Source organism: Vagococcus sp. WN89Y, assembly GCF_052220145.1.
In the GTDB taxonomy this organism is placed as follows: domain Bacteria; phylum Pseudomonadota; class Gammaproteobacteria; order Enterobacterales; family Enterobacteriaceae; genus Kosakonia.
In genome coordinates this window covers 46136-64990 of record NZ_JBQPOM010000028.1, presented here as the reverse complement: position 1 = coordinate 64990, position 18855 = coordinate 46136, and the positions used below count along the sequence as shown (strand labels likewise).

Sequence of the window (18855 nt, the reverse complement as noted above, 5' to 3'; positions counted from 1 at the left end):
CATTCAGACCCAGTCCTCCACGGTACCGCTTACGGGGCGCAGCGGTGGCGAGACTTGCGCTATCTCTTCGGCAATATCAAATGTTGCCAGATCTTCCACACTTGCCAGCAAATAGCTGTCGCCCTCAGCGCAGCACCATTCAGAGATAAAATATTGCTCCTGGCCTGCCAGCGTCACTTTGCGCTCCCCCGCCCGGTCGAAGAATTGACCGTTTCGCTCATCCTGCGTAGAGAGGTTTAGCCCCATCGCCGGGTAGATACCGCGCCACACTTCACCGTGATGCTCACCACCTAACACCAGGTATTCCTGCATCAATTTTTTGGTCATTACGCCTCCTTTATTGATTGAGTCAGTAAGCATAGCCAGAAACGGGGCGGCTTACAGACCAGACTGAAAAATACGTCTCCTCCCGGCGCGTCCGCTGAAGCGGCATATACTTGGTCTGGCAGAGTGTTACGTTATTTCAGAAAGGATGTAGAAGTATGAGTTATCTTGCATGGACGGCAGCAACAGGCGGGCTGTTGTTGTTGATGTCATTATTCTCTGGATGGATAAGCCGTGTCCCCGTGCCGGTGTTTGGACTCTATTTGCTGGTGGGTGTGCTGTGTGGGCCCTGGGTGCTTGATATTCTGCACATTGACATCGTGGCACATGCGCCGCTGGTCAGCCGAATCACAGAAATCGCTATGGCGGCGTCGCTATTTATTACCGGGCTTAAAATACGTCTGCCGCTGAACTCCCCTTACTGGAAGATGGGCATCAAACTGGCCTTACCCGCCATGCTGCTGACCATCGCGGCTATCATGCTGGTGAGCCACTATCTGGCGGGCCTGTCCTGGTCGTTATCGCTGGCCTTAGCCGCTATCCTCGCGCCAACTGACCCGGTGCTGGCAAGCCTTGTATCGATAAACGATGCGCAGGATGACGACCGGCTGCGCTTCGCGCTTTCAAGCGAGGCCGGTATGAACGATGGCACCGCGCTGCCCTTTTTGATGCTGGCGCTGCTGCTGTATAAATCCGGCGATACCATTGATAGCGGAGAGTTACTGCGCTGGTTTAGCGTGGATCTGCTGTGGGCACTGATTGGCGGGCTGGCTATTGGGTTCGCGCTGGGGCGCCTGATAGGTATCCTGGCAACGCGATCGCGCTCGGTGCAGGGCGTGGTCGCGCCCAGTGATTTTATCGCGCTGGCGTTAATCTGCCTGAGTTTCTCACTGGCGTTAGCCCTTAGCGCCTCCGGCTTTCTGGCGGCTTTTGCCGCAGGCGTCGGGATGCGCAGCGCCGAGGTGAGTACGCAAAAAAGATATCCCGATAAACGAACCGAAGACGATTTGCCCGCCGAAATGCTGGTTAACCCGCACCGGCGGCATGCGCTAAACGAGCGCAACCCTGTCAAATCAGTCGGTTTACTGATCGGCGATGCGCTCTCGTTTGGCGACACGGTGGAGCGTATTTTTGCCGCCGTGCTGGTCATTGTGTTGGGCGTCACGCTGGCGCAACACTGGGACACGCGCGCCCTGCTGCTTGCCGCCATCATCTTTTTCGTTATCCGGCCGCTGGCGGTGCTCATCGTCTCCTGGCGCAGCAAAAGTCCCCTGCTACAACGCATCTTCGTGGGCTGGCTCGGTATTCGCGGCATCGGCAGCCTTAACTATATTGCCTGGGCATGGGTACATGGTTTTCAGGGCGACGGGATGAATACCGTCACTAATTTGGCTATTACGGTGGTGACGATAAGCGTGCTGGTTCACGGTATTACCGTCACGCCACTTATCCGCTATCGCGACAAAAAAACGCAGCTCTGACAGGAGGAAACTTACGCCATGCTGGAGTCATTTCGATATTTATCGCCAGGAGGTCTTTGATTTATGAAGAAAATGCTGCACTCGCTCTTTTCAAGCCCGGATCAATTACTGCAAGTGATGAGCCACGGGGAGATGATAGACGCCATTGAAGAGGGAGACAGAATCATTGTCGACACTGATGGGAATACCTCCGTCAATATCCATTGTCAGGAGGTACAGGATGATTTCAAACGGCATGTCGATGCATTAAAGAGGGCGTAAATGGGTACAGCAATATTTATGGTGTTAATGGTTTGCGGATACTGGTACACCTCGCACGATTTAACGACCCGCTTTAAATTCAAACGCAGCTTCGGCTGGGATGTCTACTTTCTGGTCGCGCTTTATGGCTGCATCTTCGTATTGCAAGGGATGCTGGCAACCGGCGTGCTGTGGCTGGCGCTGCTGCTCGCCTCCTCGATGATGAACCTTTTTCCGGCATGGTTTGGCCCTGAGTATCATCACCTGCAGATGTCTTTTATGAACTGGAGCTTTCTGGGCATTCAGGCGCCGGTAGTCATTATGCTGACCTTTGCCGTGGTGTTTTGCCTCTGGCACTCAAACTGGTCTGCCAGCGCGCGCCTGGACAGCCGCGGCCGCCGCGAGCTTTACAAGCATCTCTCCCGCGCCAACGGTGTGGAAGGCCTGGTGTATCAGTGTATGGAAAATGGCGACCTGGCGTGGTTAACGCTGAAATCCCAGCGCATCTACATCGGTATGATCCAGACGGCGACCTTTGACAGCGGCGATGCCAACAATATTGTGCTGATCCCGTTACTGAGCGGTTACCGGGACAACAAAACCCTCGATCTGCATGTGGAGCATAATTACAGCGCCTGGTATGCCGATCATGATATAGATTTGTGCTCGGAGCCGCGCTCTGCGATGGATTTTCGTAAAGTCATCATGCTCTCCCAGGTCGAAAGCCTGTCGTTATTCGACCCGGCACAAGTGCTGGCGATGGGCTTTAATAAAACCGCCACGCTTAGCGAAAACCCGGAAGCGCAAGGCGTCAGCACGCATAAATCATCGCCACGCGATGCGACAAGCTAAAACGGCAGCAACGCCCGGCGTTAAGGATGGATTGCAGCAACACTGCACCGCTGCTTAAAGCCGGGTGAAGCATACAAGCGCACTAAGCGCCGCGAACCGGTCAGCTTTTTGCAATCCACCGCTACGATTTGGCTCCCATACCAGTGAAAAATACCTTAGCCTGCGCTGGGATTACTCCCAAAACAGCGTGAATTTTTTTTCAGCCTGCGCCGCAAAATGTATAGAAATGTAAATTTAATTCAATGAACGTAAATCATCGATGTACTGACCCACAGCCAAAAGTTGATATTGTTCACAAAACAAACATGTGCAAACCATAAGTATTTTATTTCACTTAGAAAATTATTTTACTAGCTTATTTTTCTTAAAAGACAATCCCTGAATTATTTCCTGCCTCGCTTGTTTACCCACCTCATTTGACTATTTTACGCCAGCGACTAATTTTATTTACGACACCACTGACACATTGCTGAATATATGTCAGATATTTAAATTTCGCACCGGGAGAATAATATGAAAGAAGCGTGCAGCAGGCATTATATCAGGGAGTATCATTTCCCCCTGAATGCGCAACACGCTGCCGTGGCATTCATTTATAAAATGACCACACCTTTATTCTGAACCGTAAAAAGTTTCATTTCGCATGGCGGAAAAATATCGCCACCCTGACACCTACTGACCAGATGGATATATCTCTATGCAAATTAATTCTCTGACTGACCTTTTTATTCATAGTTTGTCTGATATTTACAACGCTGAGAAACAGCTGACCCGCGCACTGGCCAAACTTGCCCGCGAAGCAGACAACAAAGAGCTGGTTGATGCCTTTAAACAGCACCTTGAAGAAACACAGGGGCAGATTGAGCGTCTCGACCAACTGCTGGAGGCTGAGCCGAATATCAAACTAAAACGTATGAAATGCCATGCGATGGAGGGTTTGATTGACGAGGCAAAAGAAGTGATTGAAGCCAGCGATAAAGGCAGCGTGCGTGACGTTGCGCTGATCGCCGCCGCGCAAAAAGTCGAACATTATGAAATCGCCTCTTACGGCTCCCTGTGTACCCTGGCCGATCAGCTGGGTATGAAACAAGCCAAAACCCTGCTGGGCCAAACCCTTGAAGAAGAGAAAAAAACCGACGATCTGCTGACAAAAATTGCTACGTCGAAAATCAATCCGCAAGCTGCGGGTAAATAATCATATTTTCTGACTGATACCACAATTAACACGACGATAATTAAAGGAAGGTTAATATGACGCCACTCGAAAATTACCATGACTGGCTGCGTGATGCTCACGCGATGGAAAAACAAGCGGAATCAATGCTCAAATCTATGAGCGGGCGCATCGATAATTACCCGGATCTGCGTGCCAGAATTGAGCAGCACCTGGCTGAAACCGAGCAGCAAATTAAATTACTCGACGAGGTTATCGACCGCAACGGTATTAATCGCTCATTAATGAAAGATGCCACCAGTAAAATGGCGGCAATGGGCCAGGCCGCTGGCGGAATGTTTGCCTCTGACGAAATCGTAAAAGGCGCAATCAGTAGCTACGCCTTTGAGCAATTCGAAATTGCCTGTTACACCTCACTTATCAGCGCCGCTGAAAAAGTGGGTGATACCGCAAGTGTTGCCGTGTTTAAGCAAATTCTTGCGCAGGAACAAGCGATGGCAGACTGGGCCATTAATCATATTCCTGACGTAACAGAACAATTTTTACTGCGTAGCGCAGCGAAAGGCGTAGAAGCCAAAAAATAACAGATAAAAGGGAGAGTAATTATGTTTCGTCATGTGAAGCAATTGCAATATACCGTTCGCGTTAGCGAACCTAACCCAGGGCTGGCGAATTTATTACTGGAGCAATTTGGCGGCCCGCAGGGCGAACTCGCCGCAGCATGCCGCTACTTTACTCAGGGTCTGGGCGATGATGACGTCGGTCGTAAAGAGATGTTAATGGATATCGCGACCGAGGAATTAAGCCATCTGGAGATTATCGGCTCGCTGATGGGCATGCTTAACAAAGGGACAAAAGGCGCACTGGCTGAGGGAACGGAAAGTGAAGCTGACCTTTACCGTTCCTTAACGCAAAACGGTAACGACAGCCATGTCACCTCCTTGCTCTATGGCGGCGGCCCTGCCCTGACAAACTCAGGCGGCAAGCCCTGGACGGCATCTTACATTGATACCATCGGCGAAGTGACGGCGGATCTGCGATCCAACATCGCCGCAGAAGCCCGCGCGAAAATCATCTATGAGCGTCTGATAAATGTCACCGACGATCCGGGCGTAAAAGATGCACTGAGTTTCCTGATGACGCGTGAAGTGGCGCATATGCTTTCATTCGAGAAAGCGCTGCATGCCATTCGCAACAATTTCCCGCCGGGTAAATTGCCTCCGGTCGAGCAGTATACCGACGTGTACTACAACATGTCGCAGGGTGACGATCCGCGCGGCAGCTGGAACAGTGATGAGAACTTCACCTATGTTGCCGATCCGCAACCTGCCGTCAATGGCGGCGATGGACTGGTGACGGTAAAACTCACGCCTGAACAGCTGGCGATGCTGGACGCCATGCGTGAACGCACCAAATCCGATCAGAAAGTTGATCCTATTACCGGTGCGGAACTGGGCATTGGCGAGCCAAAAGAAGTGAAATAACTTTAGCAATGACGCCTGAAAAGCCCTCTCACAGGGGCTTTTTGCGTGGTGTCGACTTTATAATGACGGCAGTTGCTCCGCCTGACCAAAATGGTCCGTGCTTCCCCGGCCATGTTCGCCGGAACCGCGAATACGCTGAAGCTGGATAACTTCCCCCTGCTGCCAGGCATCGGCTCCTGGCGCCACCGGGCGCGCGGGTAAATCCTTGCGCGCCTCGCGAATGGCCTGCGTATCCACATCCAGGCGGCGATCCCGGTCGGCCAGTAAACGCGGGTCCAGCTGCCCGTCAGCCGTGAACCCCATCATCAGCGCCGGTGTCCCCATCGGCAGCGTGTTATCGCGCTCCGTGTGCCAGGTATGCCAGGTTTTACCATAGGTATTCACGACTTTGCTCATTAACGCTTTATCGGCTGGCGCAGGCAAACCGGGCGCGATTAGGCTCCCGGACTTCACTTCGTAACGATGGCTGTGCCAGAGCTTTTTCTCCTCGGCGGGCAGCGACGTAAACAGGCGCTCACTGATGATGTACTCCACGCCCATCAGCCGCGCATCTTTCGTATTACCATCGTAGATAACCGCCTGCATCAGGTCGTCATTCAATACCGTGACATAGTGATGCGCTTCCATCTGACCATCTTTGTCGCCGCTGTAAAAATGAAAACCATCAAGATACGTATTGATGGCATCAATCGGCGGGCGCGATTGTAACAGCGCAGCCCCCGCATCAAGGGTACGTAGTTTTGTGGAGGTTTTATCGCCTGCAGTCGGTGCGTTTGGCGGCGTATTATTTGCGCCACAGCCAGCCACACTCAATGTCGCAACCAGCAGCAGAGGTAACGGTTTCATTGTGTCTCCTTTCATCCTGTGAGCTATGAAAGTAGTACACGGCAGGTGTTTCAACAGGCGAAAAGGTCACAAGCGGTTAATAACTGTGCGTTGCTGAGGCCATCAGCAGCCGTTTTGTTTCCTGGCATATTCAGAATCTGCACAGCGTCAAATAAATCGCTAAAAATCCTGAACAGAGCAGCAGAAGTTGCTACGTTAATCAGCAGTTATTTCCGTCGTTTTTTGTGTGATTTTCCTGCGTATTTGTTAGGTATTAGCTATCAAATCTGTAGATTAGTTCAAGTATCTTTAACTTTAAGCTGTGTATATCGTTACGGCATAACACACGCAATGGAGCCAGATATGAGTACGTCAGACGATAAACTTCTCTCTTCCGCCGCCGGGAAATGCCCTTTCCATGACCAGGCGAGCAAACCAGAAGGTGGGCGAACCACCGCTAACAGCGACTGGTGGCCGAATCAACTGCGTGTTGATTTGTTAAATCAACACTCCAACCGTTCTAATCCCCTGGGTGAGAAATTCAATTATCGCGAGGAGTTTCAAAAACTCGATTACGCCGCGCTAAAAGCCGATATCCGCAACGTGCTGACCGACTCCCAGTCGTGGTGGCCCGCTGACTGGGGCAGTTATATTGGCCTGTTTATCCGTATGGCATGGCACAGCGCCGGTACCTACCGCACCGTTGATGGTCGCGGCGGCTCCGGGCGCGGGCAGCAGCGTTTTGCCCCGCTCAACTCCTGGCCTGATAACGTCAGCCTCGACAAAGCGCGCCGCCTGCTGTGGCCGGTGAAGCAAAAATATGGTCAGAAAATTTCCTGGGCCGACCTGTTTATCCTGGCGGGCAACGTTGCGCTGGAAAACGCCGGATTCCGCACCTTCGGCTTTGGCGCCGGTCGTGAAGATGTCTGGGAACCGGACATGGACATCGACTGGGGTAACGAAAAAGAGTGGCTGGCCCACCGTCACCCTGAAAGCCTGGCCCAGGCCGCAATTGGCGCGACCGAAATGGGGCTTATCTATGTGAACCCGGAAGGCCCGGATGCCAGCGGTGAACCCATTTCTGCCGCTGCGGCTATTCGTGCAACCTTCGGCAACATGGGCATGAACGACGAAGAGACTGTCGCGCTGATAGCCGGTGGTCATACGCTGGGCAAAACCCACGGTGCCGCCTCGCCGACTGAGCATGTTGGCCCGGAGCCGGAAGCCGCGCCTATCGAAGCACAAGGTCTTGGCTGGATGAGCAACTACGGCAGCGGTGCTGGCCCCGATGCCATCACCTCCGGACTGGAAGTGGTGTGGACGCAGACCCCAACCCAGTGGAGCAACTACTTCTTCGAGAACCTGTTCAAATATGAGTGGGTGCAAACCCGCAGCCCGGCAGGGGCAATTCAGTTTGAAGCGAAAGACGCGCCGGAAATTATTCCTGACCCGTTTGATCCGGCGAAAAAGCGCAAGCCAACGATGCTGGTGACCGATTTAACGCTGCGTTTCGACCCGGGATTCGAGAAGATTTCCCGCCGCTTCCTTAACGATCCGCAGGCGTTTAATGAAGCCTTTGCCCGCGCCTGGTTTAAGCTGACCCACCGCGATATGGGGCCGAAATCACGCTATATTGGGCCGGAAGTGCCAAAAGAAGACCTGATTTGGCAGGACCCGCTGCCTGCGCCGGTGTATCAGCCAAACGGTGCCGATATCGCCAGCCTGAAAGCCGCCATTGCCGAGTCCGGGCTGTCGGTCAGCGAGCTGATAAGCGTTGCCTGGGCTTCTGCCTCTACCTTCCGTGGCGGTGACAAACGCGGCGGCGCAAACGGTGCGCGCCTGGCGCTCGATCCGCAAAAATCGTGGGCAGTGAATGCGCTTGCGGTGAAAGCGCTCCCGGCGTTGCAAAGTATTCAGCAATCCATCAACAAAGCGTCGCTGGCGGACATTATTGTGCTGGCAGGCGTTGTCGGTGTGGAAAAAGCCGCTGAGCAAGCAGGTGTTCCGGTGACGGTTCCGTTCACCCCAGGGCGTGTGGATGCTCGTCAGGATCAGACAGATGTGGACTCCTTTGCGCTGATGGAGCCGTTAGCAGACGGTTTTCGTAACTATCGCCGCGTGTGGGATGGCGTGAGCACCGAGACACTGCTTATCGATAAAGCGCAGCAGTTGACGCTTACCGCGCCGGAAATGACGGCGCTGGTGGGCGGGATGCGTGTACTGGGCGCTAACTTCGATGGCAGCCAGCATGGGGTGTTCACCGATCGGGTGGGCGTGCTGAGCACGGATTTCTTCGTCAACCTGCTCGATATGCGCACCGTCTGGCAGCCGGTTGATGAGAAATCGGAGCTGTTCGAAGGGCGCGATCGCAAGAGTGGCCAGCTGCATTACACCGCTACCCGCGCCGACCTGATTTTTGGCTCTAACTCGGTGCTGCGCGCGCTGGCTGAAGTCTATGCCAGCAGCGATGGCAAAGAGAAGTTTGTCACTGACTTCGTCGCCGCATGGACGAAGGTGATGAACCTGGATCGCTTCGATTTACTGTAATGCTAATAGCAAGCCTGCGCTGAGCGCAGGCTTTTTTTATGCCTGCGGAATACGCGCAATCACCTTGATTTCAAAATCAAACCCCGCCAGCCAGTTCACCCCTACCGCTGTCCAGTTTGGATAAGGCGCTTTGGGGAAAACTTCCTGTTTTACCTGCATGACGGTGGCAAACTGCTGCTCAGGATCGGTATGAAAACTGGTGACATCAATAAGGTCATCAAAGCCGCACCCGGCGGCGGCAAGCGTTGCGCCGAGATTATCAAACGCCAGGCGCACCTGGGCGGCAAAATCAGGCTCCGGGCTGCCATCAGCGCGACTGCCCACCTGCCCTGAGACAAAAAGTAAATCACCGGAACGAATTGCGGCGGAGTAGCCATGCTCCTGATACAGCGCATGACGGTTAGCGGGAAAGACCGTTTCACGAGGGATCATAACGTTACCTTTTGCTGAAAGTGATAAGTTGAGATACATTGCGTATATGAATAGAACATACATACGTGACGTATGTCAATTGATATACGCAATGTATGTGAAAAGGAGGAGCTATGGCAGGCAAACGTCGCGCCGAAACAATGGAAGAGAACCGGGCGAAACTGATCGCGGCCGCCCGCAAGGCATTTGCCACGAAAGGTTTTGCTGACGCCTCAATGGATGAACTGACCGCCAGCGTCGGGCTGACGCGCGGTGCGCTCTATCATAACTTTGGCGACAAAAAAGGGCTGCTGGCAGCGGTCGTCGCGCAGGTAGACAGCGAAATGGCGCAGCGTGCGAAGGCGCAAGCAACCAAAGAGCAAGATGCCTGGCAAAGGCTGCTGGCAGAAGGTAAGGCCTATATTGAGATGGCGCGGGAGCCGGAAGTGCAGCGCATTGTGCTGCTGGATGGCCCGGCGTTTCTCGGCGATCCCTCAAGTTGGCCGAGCCAGAACGCCTGCCTGGACGCCACACGCAACGCGGTACGCGACATGGTGGTACAAGGCATCATGAAGCCTGTGGATGTGGAAGCCGCCGCCCGCCTGCTCAACGGCGCAGCGCTCAATGCGGCGCTGTGGGTGGCGGCAAGCGACGATCCCGCCACGCTTGCGAAAGCGACAGAGGCTTTTATGCTGCTGGCCGGAGGATTACGCGCCACTCCTGACGCATAACGCGGCGGCTGGCCAATCGGTGACAACGTCACGAACTATCAACCTTGTAAACAGGCGCTTTCCTCTCAGGCGGGGAAAAGCGCTGTTTTGGCGTGTCAATACTGCATCACCGCGTAATTTGCTACGCAGCGATGGTTTGCGAATGAAAAGAAAAACGTTGCCGGGCGGCGAATGACTGATTGCGCCGCCGGAAATACAGACGGGGTGCTGCGTTAGGTGTATTAGCCTGAAGCGGAGGATTTCTCCTGCTCAAGCCTCAGAACAAAGTGGTGATCATGGTTACTGATTTTGACCCCATTTAAACCGTAATTCGTCGACAACATAAAAAAAGCATCCGCATCGACATCAAAAGCCAACTCGACTTCGTTATGCTTTCCTGAGCTAATCATTTGATATGCCTGCTTTAAGTTATAAGCCTTTGCTATAGCCATGGAAAATTCTCCGCGCAGTGCTGATTATGTGATTTTCTCGCTCTTTCTTTATAGACGTGTTTGGCCAAAAACCCCGCGCCCGGCGCTTAATTTTTGCGCTCAACAGATAAAAATCATGCCAGACCAACCAGCGCTGCCGCGCAGGCTGTGTATACGCCCCTTCCCACTCCACTTGCACACCGGATGTTTTAAGAACTTTCCTAAACGGTAAGATATCTTTATGCTTTTTTACCCTTGAAATAAATAAAGCAATAAAAACAATTAACTATCTCGCTCCGTTTTTTTGTCCACCAGCGTAATAATTCCCAAGGCAATTAAGTGTTATTTTTGTGAAAATTACTAAGTTGTTTATTTAAAAGGGAGAACGCGTTGCAGCCACAAAAATAACATGAAAACCACCTGACAATAATAAATCGAAACGACGACGGCAGGTTGTTTGACTATTTTCAGGAAACGGCTAGTTTTATTTCTGCACGAAGACGACAACGGCTAAAAAGTGTTGTCGTTTATTTAAATAACGAACCAGGAGAAATATTATGGCTGAACATCGTGGCGGCTCAGGTAATTTCGCCGAAAATCGTGATAAAGCAGCTGAAGCAGGCCGTAAAGGCGGCCAGCATAGCGGCGGTAATTTTAAAAACGATCCACAACGTGCTTCGCAAGCAGGTAAAAAAGGTGGCCAGAATAGCCACGGCGGCGGGCGTAAATCGGGCAATGAATGACGCTGTGGCCAATTGATTTTACGCCTTTTATCGACGCGTAAAATGTAGAGCGAGTCGGCAACGGCTCGCTCTTTGTTCGTCATGAGCGGTAGCGGTGATTAATTTTTAATACATGGCAAGATGTTGTACATTTACTTACACACTAGTTTATAGCAACTGAAACATTATTTATAAAGTACAAAAACCGAACGCTGATATTATCCCAACATGCCTTAAGTGCACATAAAATAACCAAAACAAAAAACAACCACACTTTCTTTGCTATTTTCATTATTGCGCTGGAATATATCTGGAATATATCACGATTTATGACTAATTTTGACCCGTCGGTTTAGCTGGCACCCTGGCAATAAAAAACCAGGTGTCAATGACGCGGCTGTAAATTAGCCACGTCACATCATCGTTTATTCAGAGGGAATACAATAAAGCTAACTCACTGAAAAATTGGAAATTTCCCAGCGCACCTTAATGGTAAGCACGGCTGAAGAGTGCAGAAGCTTTGGCAAGCGTGCCTGGAGACGCGTTAGCAGATCATGCGTTTGCCTGATTGCGGCATTCTGTGACCGGCGTCACAATAGATTTCCCGGCGGCACAGCCACTTCGGGAATTGAAGCAAAATGCGATGTTGCTGAGCAACGGAGATGTAAGCATGTTACCCCGTGACCCCCACTCTGAAGAAATAAACGAAACCCGTGTTGAATTCTCTGGCGATGCAGACGTTGAGTTAAATCTCGATCCCATCCAGCAATATCTGGTCTATACCATGGCCAACCGTGATGAAACCGATGCGCCGGATGAGGTGCCTGACTAAGCCACCAGTATGTTTTGTGTCTTGTTATATTTTCCGGAGCTGCGCCTCCGGTTTTTTTATGCATTGACTTAAAAAGTAATTGGCGTACTTTTCAGGACATGAAGACCTTTCTGATTATTGTTCCTGATGGCAGCATGCTGTTTGAAGCTGCCGGTATCGCCGACATCTTGATGCAGGCCAACCGCCTGCGCCCTGACGTTACCGCCGAACCACGCTATCACATCAGCATCGCCACGACCCAGCCGCACCCGGTTATCCACGGAATGTCGGGTCTGAATCTGCTGGCCGATCATCGCCTGCCGGAGCTTGACCCGCGCACGCCCTGGGACACGATTATGGTCACCGGGCGCGGAATGAATGCCGAAGAAGGCACGGCAGTGGTGGACTGGCTGCGCCTTGCCGCACCGCATGCCCGCCGGGTAGTTTCTGTTTGCGGCGGCGCGATGCTGTTAGCCGAAACGGGCCTGCTCAACGAGCGGCATGCCACCACCCACTGGCGGCTGCTGGAGACCATGCAGCAATGCTATCCGCAGGTCAAAGTAGAAAACGGCCCGCTGTATATTCAGGACGGTCCGGTCTGGACATCCGGCGGCGTCAGCTCCGGTTTTGACCTCACGCTGGCGCTGGTTGAAGCGGATTACGGCTTCACGCTTGCCCGCGATGTAGCGCAAGATCTGGTGATGTTTCTGCACCGTCCCGGCGGTCAGAACCAGTTCAGCCGTTACCAGCTTCCGCAGGCCAGCAGTAACGAGGCCATCAATGCCCTACTGGCCTGGATTGCCGACAACCTGGCCGTCGAGTTGCCCGTCGAGACACTGGCAGCGCGCGTTGCCATGAGTCCGCGCAATTTTACCCGCGTCTTTACGCGCGAAACCGGCATACCGCCTGCACGCTACGTCGCTGAAGCGCGCCTCGCTGCCGCCCGCGCAAAGCTTGAACAAACCCGCGATACGCTCGCCCGCATCGCTCTCGAATGTGGTTTTGGCAACAGCATCAACCTGCGGCGCATTTTTGAACGCCAGCTGCACCTGACTCCCGGCGAATATCGCCAGCGCTTTCACTGCCGCAAAATGGCCTGAATTGATCCTCTTTTGTCATTTACGCCGTTTCCTTCACCGCCTACAGTGTTATCAGATACCCCACAGAAGGAGTCCATCATGGTGAAGGTCGGTATTAACGGTTTTGGCAGAATTGGGCGCAACGTATTACGCGCAGCGCTGAGCGATAACGACGTACAGATTGTGGCCATCAATGATTTAACGGACAGCGCAACCCTGGCGCATCTGTTAAAGCATGACTCGCTGCTCGGCACGCTACGCGTTCCGGTTGAAGCGGGTGACGGGCAGTTGATTGTCGATGGTAAACCGGTGCGGGTATTTAGCGAGCGCGACCCGGCGAATATTCTGTGGCGCGACGCAGGAGTCGATATCGTTATCGAAGCGACCGGCTTTTTTACCGAGCGCGAGAAAGCGGCCGTGCATATTGAACGCGGTGGCGCTAAACGCGTGATTATCTCTGCGCCGGGTAAAAATGATGACCTGACGATTGTGCTCGGCGTTAACGACACCCAGTACGATCCGCAGCGCCACTTTGTGGTCAGCAACGGCAGTTGCACCACCAATGGCCTGGCCCCGGCGGCACAGGTGCTGCACCAGAATTTTGGTATCGAGCACGGCTTAATGAACACCACGCACGCTTACACCAACAGCCAGGCGCTGCACGATCAGCCGGAAAAAGATTTACGCGGCGCGCGGGCTGCTGCGTTGTCGATTGTCCCCTACTCCAGCGGTGCGGCAAAAGCACTGGGGCGCGTTATCCCTGAGCTGGAGGGGCGGTTGACCGGTTACTCCCTGCGCGTGCCGGTACCGGTGGTTTCCATCGTCGATTTGACCGTCACGTTAAAACGTGATGTGACGGTTGATGAAGTGAATGATGCCTTCCGTAAGGCCGCCACCAGCGGGCCGCTGAAAGACATCCTCGGTTACAGCGACGAACCGCTGGTGTCCAGCGATTACCAGGGCGATCCGCGCTCGTCCATCATTGATGGATTATCAACACTGGTGATTGGCGGCAACCTGGTCAAAATCCTCGCCTGGTACGATAACGAGTGGGGCTTCTCCAACCGGCTGGTGGATTTAAGCAAACTGATGGCACAGCGCGGTCTGTAACACTTCGCGGGGCATCGCTGCCCCGCTTTCTCACTTAGTACAAGCCAAGCGGTGTGCCGCTGTAGCTGACCAGCAGGTTTTTGATCTGTTGATAGTGGCTGAGCGCCATCTTGTGGGTTTCCCGCCCGACGCCTGAGTTTTTATACCCGCCAAAAGCGGCATGCGCCGGATAGAGGTGATAACAGTTCGTCCAGACGCGCCCTGCCTTGATGCCACGCCCCATCCGCCATGCCCGGTTGATGTCCAGCGTCCACACCCCGGCACCGAGGCCGAATTCCGTCTCGTTAGCGATGCGCAGCGCTTCGGCTTCATCTTTAAAGGTCGTAATACCGATGACCGGGCCGAATATCTCCTCCTGGAAACAGCGCATGTTGTTATGCCCTTTGATAAGCGTCGGCTGTATATAGAAACCATTTTCCAGCGCATCACCGTGCTTGATATGTGCGCCGCCGGTGATAATTTCCCCGCCCTCTTCTTTGGCGATATCAATGTACGAGAGGATTTTGTCGTACTGCTCCTGCGAGGCTTGCGCACCAATCATGGTGTCGCTATCGAAGGGATCGCCTTTGCGGATGTTCTCCATGCGGGCGATGACCTTTTCCACAAACTGCGGGTAGATAGATTCCTGCACCAGCACACGCGACGGGCAGGTACAGACCTCGCCCTGGTTGAAGAAACCAAGCACCACACCCTCAACCGCTTTATCGATAAACGCCTCGTCGCCATTCATCACATCAGCAAAATAGATGTTCGGCGATTTACCGCCCAGCTCGACGGTACTGGGGATAATGTTTTCCGCCGCGCAGGAGAGAATATGGCGGCCAATCGGGGTCGAACCGGTAAATGCAATCTTCGCAATGCGTTTACTGCGCGCCAGCGGCTCTCCCGCCTCGGTACCAAAACCGTGCACCACGTTAACCACGCCTTTTGGCAACAGGTCGCCAATAAGCTCCATCAATACACAGATGCCCAGCGGCGTTTGTTCCGCAGGTTTAAGCACCACGCAGTTACCGGCCGCCAGCGCCGGAGCCAGTTTCCAGGCAGCCATCAGCAGCGGGAAGTTCCACGGAATGATTTGCCCCACCACGCCCAGCGGTTCGTAAATATGATACGCCACGGTGTTGCTGTCTATCTCGGCGGCAGTGCCTTCCTGCGCCCGGATACAGCCAGCAAAATAGCGGAAATGGTCAACCGCCAGCGGAATATCGGCACCCATCGTTTCACGCACCGGCTTACCGTTATCCCAGGTTTCAGTTAACGCCAGCACTTCCAGGTTCGCTTCGATGCGATCGGCTATGGCCAGCAGGACATTGGCGCGCTCCTGAACGCTGGTTTTCCCCCAGCTTTCTGCCACTGCGTGTGCGGCATCCAGCGCTTTTTCGATATCCGCTGCGCCCGAACGCGGAAACTCCGCAATCGCTTTTCCGGTCACCGGTGTGGTGTTGGTAAACCAACGCCCGTCAACCGGGTCAATAAACTCGCCGCCAATGTAGTTGCCGTAGCGCGGCTTAAAAGAGACTTTCGCGCCCGTCAGGCCAGGATGTGCGTATTTCATAAGAGATCCTCTTTTATTATGGGTACAGGTGAGGTGTCGCGCACCGCGCAGACTGTCTCTGTATAAGCATCTCTTATGCCAGTTTTATGCTGGCAAGCGCGAAAACTAAAATATTCATCAAAAACAGATGAATACAAAGAGTCACTCTGCAATGCCGTGAAGGATGCCGGGGAATAAATCCGTGAAATGTGTCCCTCATCGCTACATGTGAAACACCTTTGTGCTACATATTTGCAACACTCACCGACGGAGAGAGCCATGTCGCCAACCGTACCGTCCTTAGTGCCAGCCCTGACCAGAGCCAGTTTGCCCGTTGCGCTGGAAGACTCCTGGCAGCGCAGCCTTGCTTATGGCCTGGCGCGAGACGACGAGGCCCAGCCCTGGGTCAACGCATCCGTACTCAAAGAAGCCCAGGCGCAAAACGCGGTAGGCCCACTTATCGCCCCGTTGCTCCCCCGGCTGGTTCCGCGCCTTGCCGCAAGCCCCTCGATCATGGTGCTCGCAGATGCCTGCGGTCTGGTGCTGGATACCTGGGGTAACCGTGGCTTTTTGCAAAAAGCCCAGCGTTACGCGCTCGCCCCAGGCAATATGTGGGCCGAGCAGGCACGCGGCACAAATGCCATCGGTACCGCGCTCGCCACGCAGCGCCACTGTGAAGTCGCCGGTAATCAACACTTTCTTAATCATAATGCCGGACTTTTTTGCTCGGCCTCGCCAGTATTTGGCCCTAACGGGCGCGTGGCGGGGGTACTGGATCTTTCCGCTCCGGCCAGCGCACCGCTGGCGGATGCCGCAACACGCATCCGCCAAGCGGTCTATCAGCTTGAGCATGCGCTCACCACCCGTGCTGCGGGCGCGAACCGCTGGTTGCTGAGCCTGCATCAGGACGCAAGCGGGCTAGGCAGCGCGCAGGAACTGCTGCTGATTTTTGAAGACAACACGCTGCTTGGCGCCAACAAGTTGGCTATGGAGGCGTTTACCCTCTGTATTGAGCATTTCGGCGCAACATCGCTGCAGGCGCTTTTCCCCGGTGCAGGTTTACGCGGCGGCGAAACGCAACTCACCTTTGGCGAAAGGCGCTATTATGCTCGCCAGCATCCGCCCGAACGCCGCATCATTGGGCGCAGGAAGCCAGGCCCGGCAAAGGAGGAGCTGCCGGAACATGACAAAGCCCTGCGGATCGTCAACGCCGGAATAGCATTGTGCATTACCGGCGAAACCGGCTGCGGAAAAGAGCATCTGGCGCGCCAGCTTCATGAGCACAGCCAGTGGCGCAACGGCAATTTTGTCGCCATCAACTGTGCTGCGCTGCCGGAACATCTCATCGAGTCGGAACTGTTTGGCTACGTCCCCGGCGCATTTACCGGGGCCAGCCCCAGAGGCTATATCGGCAAGTGTCGTGAAGCGGAGGGCGGCGTACTGTTTCTTGATGAAATCGGCGATATGCCGCTGGCGTTACAAACCCGGCTGCTGCGCGTATTGCAGGAGAAAACAGTGACGCCGCTGGGCGCGAACAGCACCTGTCGCGTCAACTTCGCGTTGATGTGCGCCACGCACCATGATCTGGCGGCTCGGGTGGCTCAGGGGGCGTTTCGCGAGGATCTGTTCTATCGCATCCAGGAGTTTCAGTTACGTATTCCGCCGCTGCGCGAATGGCCGCGTATCGATACCCTCATTCATAAACTCTGGCAGGAACAAGGCGCGGCAAACCGTGGCCTGACCCTCAGTCCGGCGCTGGTCAACGAACTTGCCCGCCGCCGCTGGCCCGGCAATGTGCGCCAGTTGTTAAGCCAGCTCAGAGTACTGATGGCGCTTGCCGACGATGGCGATTGTATTACGCTTGCCGATCTCCCGGCACCCGACAGCGCGGCGGATGCACCTGACGCGCGGCGTGATGAACAGCAGGCAATTGCTCAGGCGCAGGGAAATATGAGCCTTGCGGCGAAAACGCTCGGCATATCACGCAGTACGCTTTATCGACGGCTGGTTAAACGCCAGGCAGCAGGCTAGTATAGGCGCGCAGGAAAACGCCTGCATCACAAGGACATGTACAGGGAATTTATCAATGGAGAGTTCAACTATAAAGCTTGCCAATGGAATCGCGCTAACGCTTCACACCCCTACCCTTGATGACCGCAACCCGGTGATTATTTTGTGCCAGGGTTTCTGTGGCATTCGCAAAATCTTATTGCCTGCTTTTGCCGATGTATTTGCCAAAGCCGGGTTTGCCACCATCACGTTTGACTACCGGGGGTTTGGCGATAGCGAGGGCGAGCGAGGCCGGCTGGAACCCGCCCGGCAGATTGAGGATATTCATGCCGTGATTGCGTGGGTGCGGGAGCAGCCGTCGCTTGATGCCGAGCGCATTGGCCTGTGGGGGACGTCGTTTGGCGGCTGCCATGTCATCGCTGTGGCCGCGCAGGACCGGAGAATTAAGTGCGTCGTCAGCCAGCTGGCCTTTGCCGATGGAGAAGCGCTGGTCACCGCAACGATGGAGCCGGATGAGAAAGCCGACTTTATTGCAACGCTTGATAAAATGGCGCAAAAAAAGGCCGAGACCGGCAAAGAGATGATGGTCGGGATTACACGCGTGGTGAGCGACAGCGAAACCAAAGCTTTTTTTGAGCAAAGCAAACAGCATTACCCGGAAATTGACGTCAAAATTCCCTTTCTGACTATCCGCGAAACGCTGCATTACAAACCGGCGAGCTACGCGGCAAATGTTTTCTGCCCTACGCTTGTGGTGATTGCCGGGAAAGATACGATAAACCCGCCTGAGCAAGGCCGCGCGTTATATCACGCCCTGGCCGCCAGAGAGAAAGTTCTCTACGAAGAGCAAGAGGCGCGCCACTATGATGTCTATAGCGGTGAGTATTTCGGGCAAATTGCCGGGGTCGAAAGAAACTGGTTCGAACGCTACCTGTAGTGACGTGATAACCCGGGTCGGCAAAATCGCTGACCCGGCGCAGATGTGCTGCGCTGCATTATTGTCGGCGGGTCACGAACAGGCGAGAAAACAGCTGTGTTATTTCTGAGTGGATTTAACCGGGCGGTAAAATTCAGCCCGGCAGGAACCGGGCTGAGAGGTATTATCCGTTG

General features: G+C 54.0%; 19 protein-coding genes. 14 read left to right on the top strand and 5 right to left on the bottom strand.

From position 1 onward, the window contains the following. Nucleotides 1-3 precede the first annotated feature (3 nt). Complete coding sequence (locus ACTU3N_RS08965) at nucleotides 4-327, bottom strand: hypothetical protein (protein ID WP_443085776.1); 324 nt, start codon at nucleotides 325-327, stop codon at nucleotides 4-6. Nucleotides 328-482: 155 nt separating this feature from the next. Between ACTU3N_RS08965 and ACTU3N_RS08960 the strand changes: the two genes are divergently transcribed. The 6 genes from ACTU3N_RS08960 (at nucleotide 483) to ACTU3N_RS08935 (ending at nucleotide 5555) form a co-directional block, all read left to right on the top strand. Then, nucleotides 483-1805, top strand: a complete 1323-nt coding sequence (locus ACTU3N_RS08960) for a cation:proton antiporter (protein WP_443085775.1) — start codon at nucleotides 483-485, stop codon at nucleotides 1803-1805. Nucleotides 1806-1868: 63 nt separating this feature from the next. Next, complete coding sequence (locus ACTU3N_RS08955) at nucleotides 1869-2066, top strand: hypothetical protein (protein ID WP_443085774.1); 198 nt, start codon at nucleotides 1869-1871, stop codon at nucleotides 2064-2066. Further along, the gene (locus ACTU3N_RS08950) at nucleotides 2067-2897 is read left to right on the top strand and encodes a hypothetical protein (RefSeq protein WP_443085773.1); all 831 of its coding nucleotides are present in this window, start codon (nucleotides 2067-2069) and stop codon (nucleotides 2895-2897) included. It begins immediately after the preceding gene. 697 nt (nucleotides 2898-3594) lie between these two features. Next, nucleotides 3595-4092: a YciE/YciF ferroxidase family protein gene (locus tag ACTU3N_RS08945; protein WP_443085772.1), complete on the top strand. Its 498-nt coding sequence runs from the start codon at nucleotides 3595-3597 to the stop codon at nucleotides 4090-4092. A 56-nt stretch (nucleotides 4093-4148) separates the two neighbouring features. Beyond that, a complete protein-coding gene (locus tag ACTU3N_RS08940) occupies nucleotides 4149-4655 on the top strand; it encodes a ferritin-like domain-containing protein (RefSeq protein WP_443085771.1) in 507 nt (168 codons plus the stop codon). A gap of 21 nt (nucleotides 4656-4676) precedes the next feature. After that, nucleotides 4677-5555: a manganese catalase family protein gene (locus tag ACTU3N_RS08935; RefSeq protein WP_443085770.1), complete on the top strand. Its 879-nt coding sequence runs from the start codon at nucleotides 4677-4679 to the stop codon at nucleotides 5553-5555. A gap of 57 nt (nucleotides 5556-5612) precedes the next feature. Here the strand turns inward: ACTU3N_RS08935 and ACTU3N_RS08930 are convergent, their stop codons facing one another. Then, nucleotides 5613-6401, bottom strand: coding sequence for an OBAP family protein (locus ACTU3N_RS08930; RefSeq protein WP_443085769.1), 789 nt, complete (start codon nucleotides 6399-6401; stop codon nucleotides 5613-5615). Between the two features lie 342 nt (nucleotides 6402-6743). On the opposite strand from ACTU3N_RS08930, the gene katG reads away from it, so the two are divergent. Next, on the top strand, nucleotides 6744-8927 hold the full coding sequence (gene katG / locus ACTU3N_RS08925) for a catalase/peroxidase HPI (protein WP_443085768.1): 2184 nt from the start codon (nucleotides 6744-6746) through the stop codon (nucleotides 8925-8927). A gap of 36 nt (nucleotides 8928-8963) precedes the next feature. Here the strand turns inward: katG and ACTU3N_RS08920 are convergent, their stop codons facing one another. Continuing rightward, on the bottom strand, nucleotides 8964-9359 hold the full coding sequence (locus ACTU3N_RS08920) for a RidA family protein (RefSeq protein WP_443085767.1): 396 nt from the start codon (nucleotides 9357-9359) through the stop codon (nucleotides 8964-8966). A 113-nt stretch (nucleotides 9360-9472) separates the two neighbouring features. Between ACTU3N_RS08920 and ACTU3N_RS08915 the strand changes: the two genes are divergently transcribed. Beyond that, a complete protein-coding gene (locus ACTU3N_RS08915; protein ID WP_443085766.1) occupies nucleotides 9473-10069 on the top strand; it encodes a TetR/AcrR family transcriptional regulator in 597 nt (198 codons plus the stop codon). Nucleotides 10070-10290: 221 nt separating this feature from the next. Here ACTU3N_RS08915 and ACTU3N_RS08910 read toward each other — a convergent pair whose 3' ends face one another. Beyond that, nucleotides 10291-10500, bottom strand: coding sequence for a hypothetical protein (locus ACTU3N_RS08910; RefSeq protein WP_443085765.1), 210 nt, complete (start codon nucleotides 10498-10500; stop codon nucleotides 10291-10293). 536 nt (nucleotides 10501-11036) lie between these two features. Here ACTU3N_RS08910 and ACTU3N_RS08905 point away from each other — a divergent pair. The 4 genes from ACTU3N_RS08905 to gap all read left to right on the top strand — a co-directional run bounded on the left by ACTU3N_RS08905 (nucleotide 11037) and on the right by gap (nucleotide 14201). Beyond that, the gene (locus ACTU3N_RS08905) at nucleotides 11037-11222 is read left to right on the top strand and encodes a general stress protein (RefSeq protein ID WP_443085764.1); all 186 of its coding nucleotides are present in this window, start codon (nucleotides 11037-11039) and stop codon (nucleotides 11220-11222) included. Nucleotides 11223-11871: 649 nt separating this feature from the next. Continuing rightward, on the top strand, nucleotides 11872-12033 hold the full coding sequence (locus ACTU3N_RS08900) for a hypothetical protein (RefSeq protein WP_443085763.1): 162 nt from the start codon (nucleotides 11872-11874) through the stop codon (nucleotides 12031-12033). A 98-nt stretch (nucleotides 12034-12131) separates the two neighbouring features. Then, on the top strand, nucleotides 12132-13112 hold the full coding sequence (locus ACTU3N_RS08895) for a GlxA family transcriptional regulator (protein ID WP_443085762.1): 981 nt from the start codon (nucleotides 12132-12134) through the stop codon (nucleotides 13110-13112). 75 nt (nucleotides 13113-13187) lie between these two features. Next, the gene (gene gap / locus ACTU3N_RS08890) at nucleotides 13188-14201 is read left to right on the top strand and encodes a type I glyceraldehyde-3-phosphate dehydrogenase (protein WP_443086176.1); all 1014 of its coding nucleotides are present in this window, start codon (nucleotides 13188-13190) and stop codon (nucleotides 14199-14201) included. 34 nt (nucleotides 14202-14235) lie between these two features. Here the strand turns inward: gap and exaC are convergent, their stop codons facing one another. Further along, nucleotides 14236-15756, bottom strand: a complete 1521-nt coding sequence (gene exaC, locus ACTU3N_RS08885; RefSeq protein ID WP_443085761.1) for an acetaldehyde dehydrogenase ExaC — start codon at nucleotides 15754-15756, stop codon at nucleotides 14236-14238. A 258-nt stretch (nucleotides 15757-16014) separates the two neighbouring features. On the opposite strand from exaC, the gene ACTU3N_RS08880 reads away from it, so the two are divergent. Together ACTU3N_RS08880 and uilS are read left to right on the top strand one after the other, a co-directional pair. Continuing rightward, complete coding sequence (locus tag ACTU3N_RS08880) at nucleotides 16015-17766, top strand: sigma-54-dependent Fis family transcriptional regulator (RefSeq protein WP_443085760.1); 1752 nt, start codon at nucleotides 16015-16017, stop codon at nucleotides 17764-17766. A 55-nt stretch (nucleotides 17767-17821) separates the two neighbouring features. Next, nucleotides 17822-18682, top strand: a complete 861-nt coding sequence (gene uilS / locus ACTU3N_RS08875) for a UilS family quorum-quenching N-acyl-homoserine lactonase (RefSeq protein ID WP_443085759.1) — start codon at nucleotides 17822-17824, stop codon at nucleotides 18680-18682. Nucleotides 18683-18855: the final 173 nt, after the last annotated feature.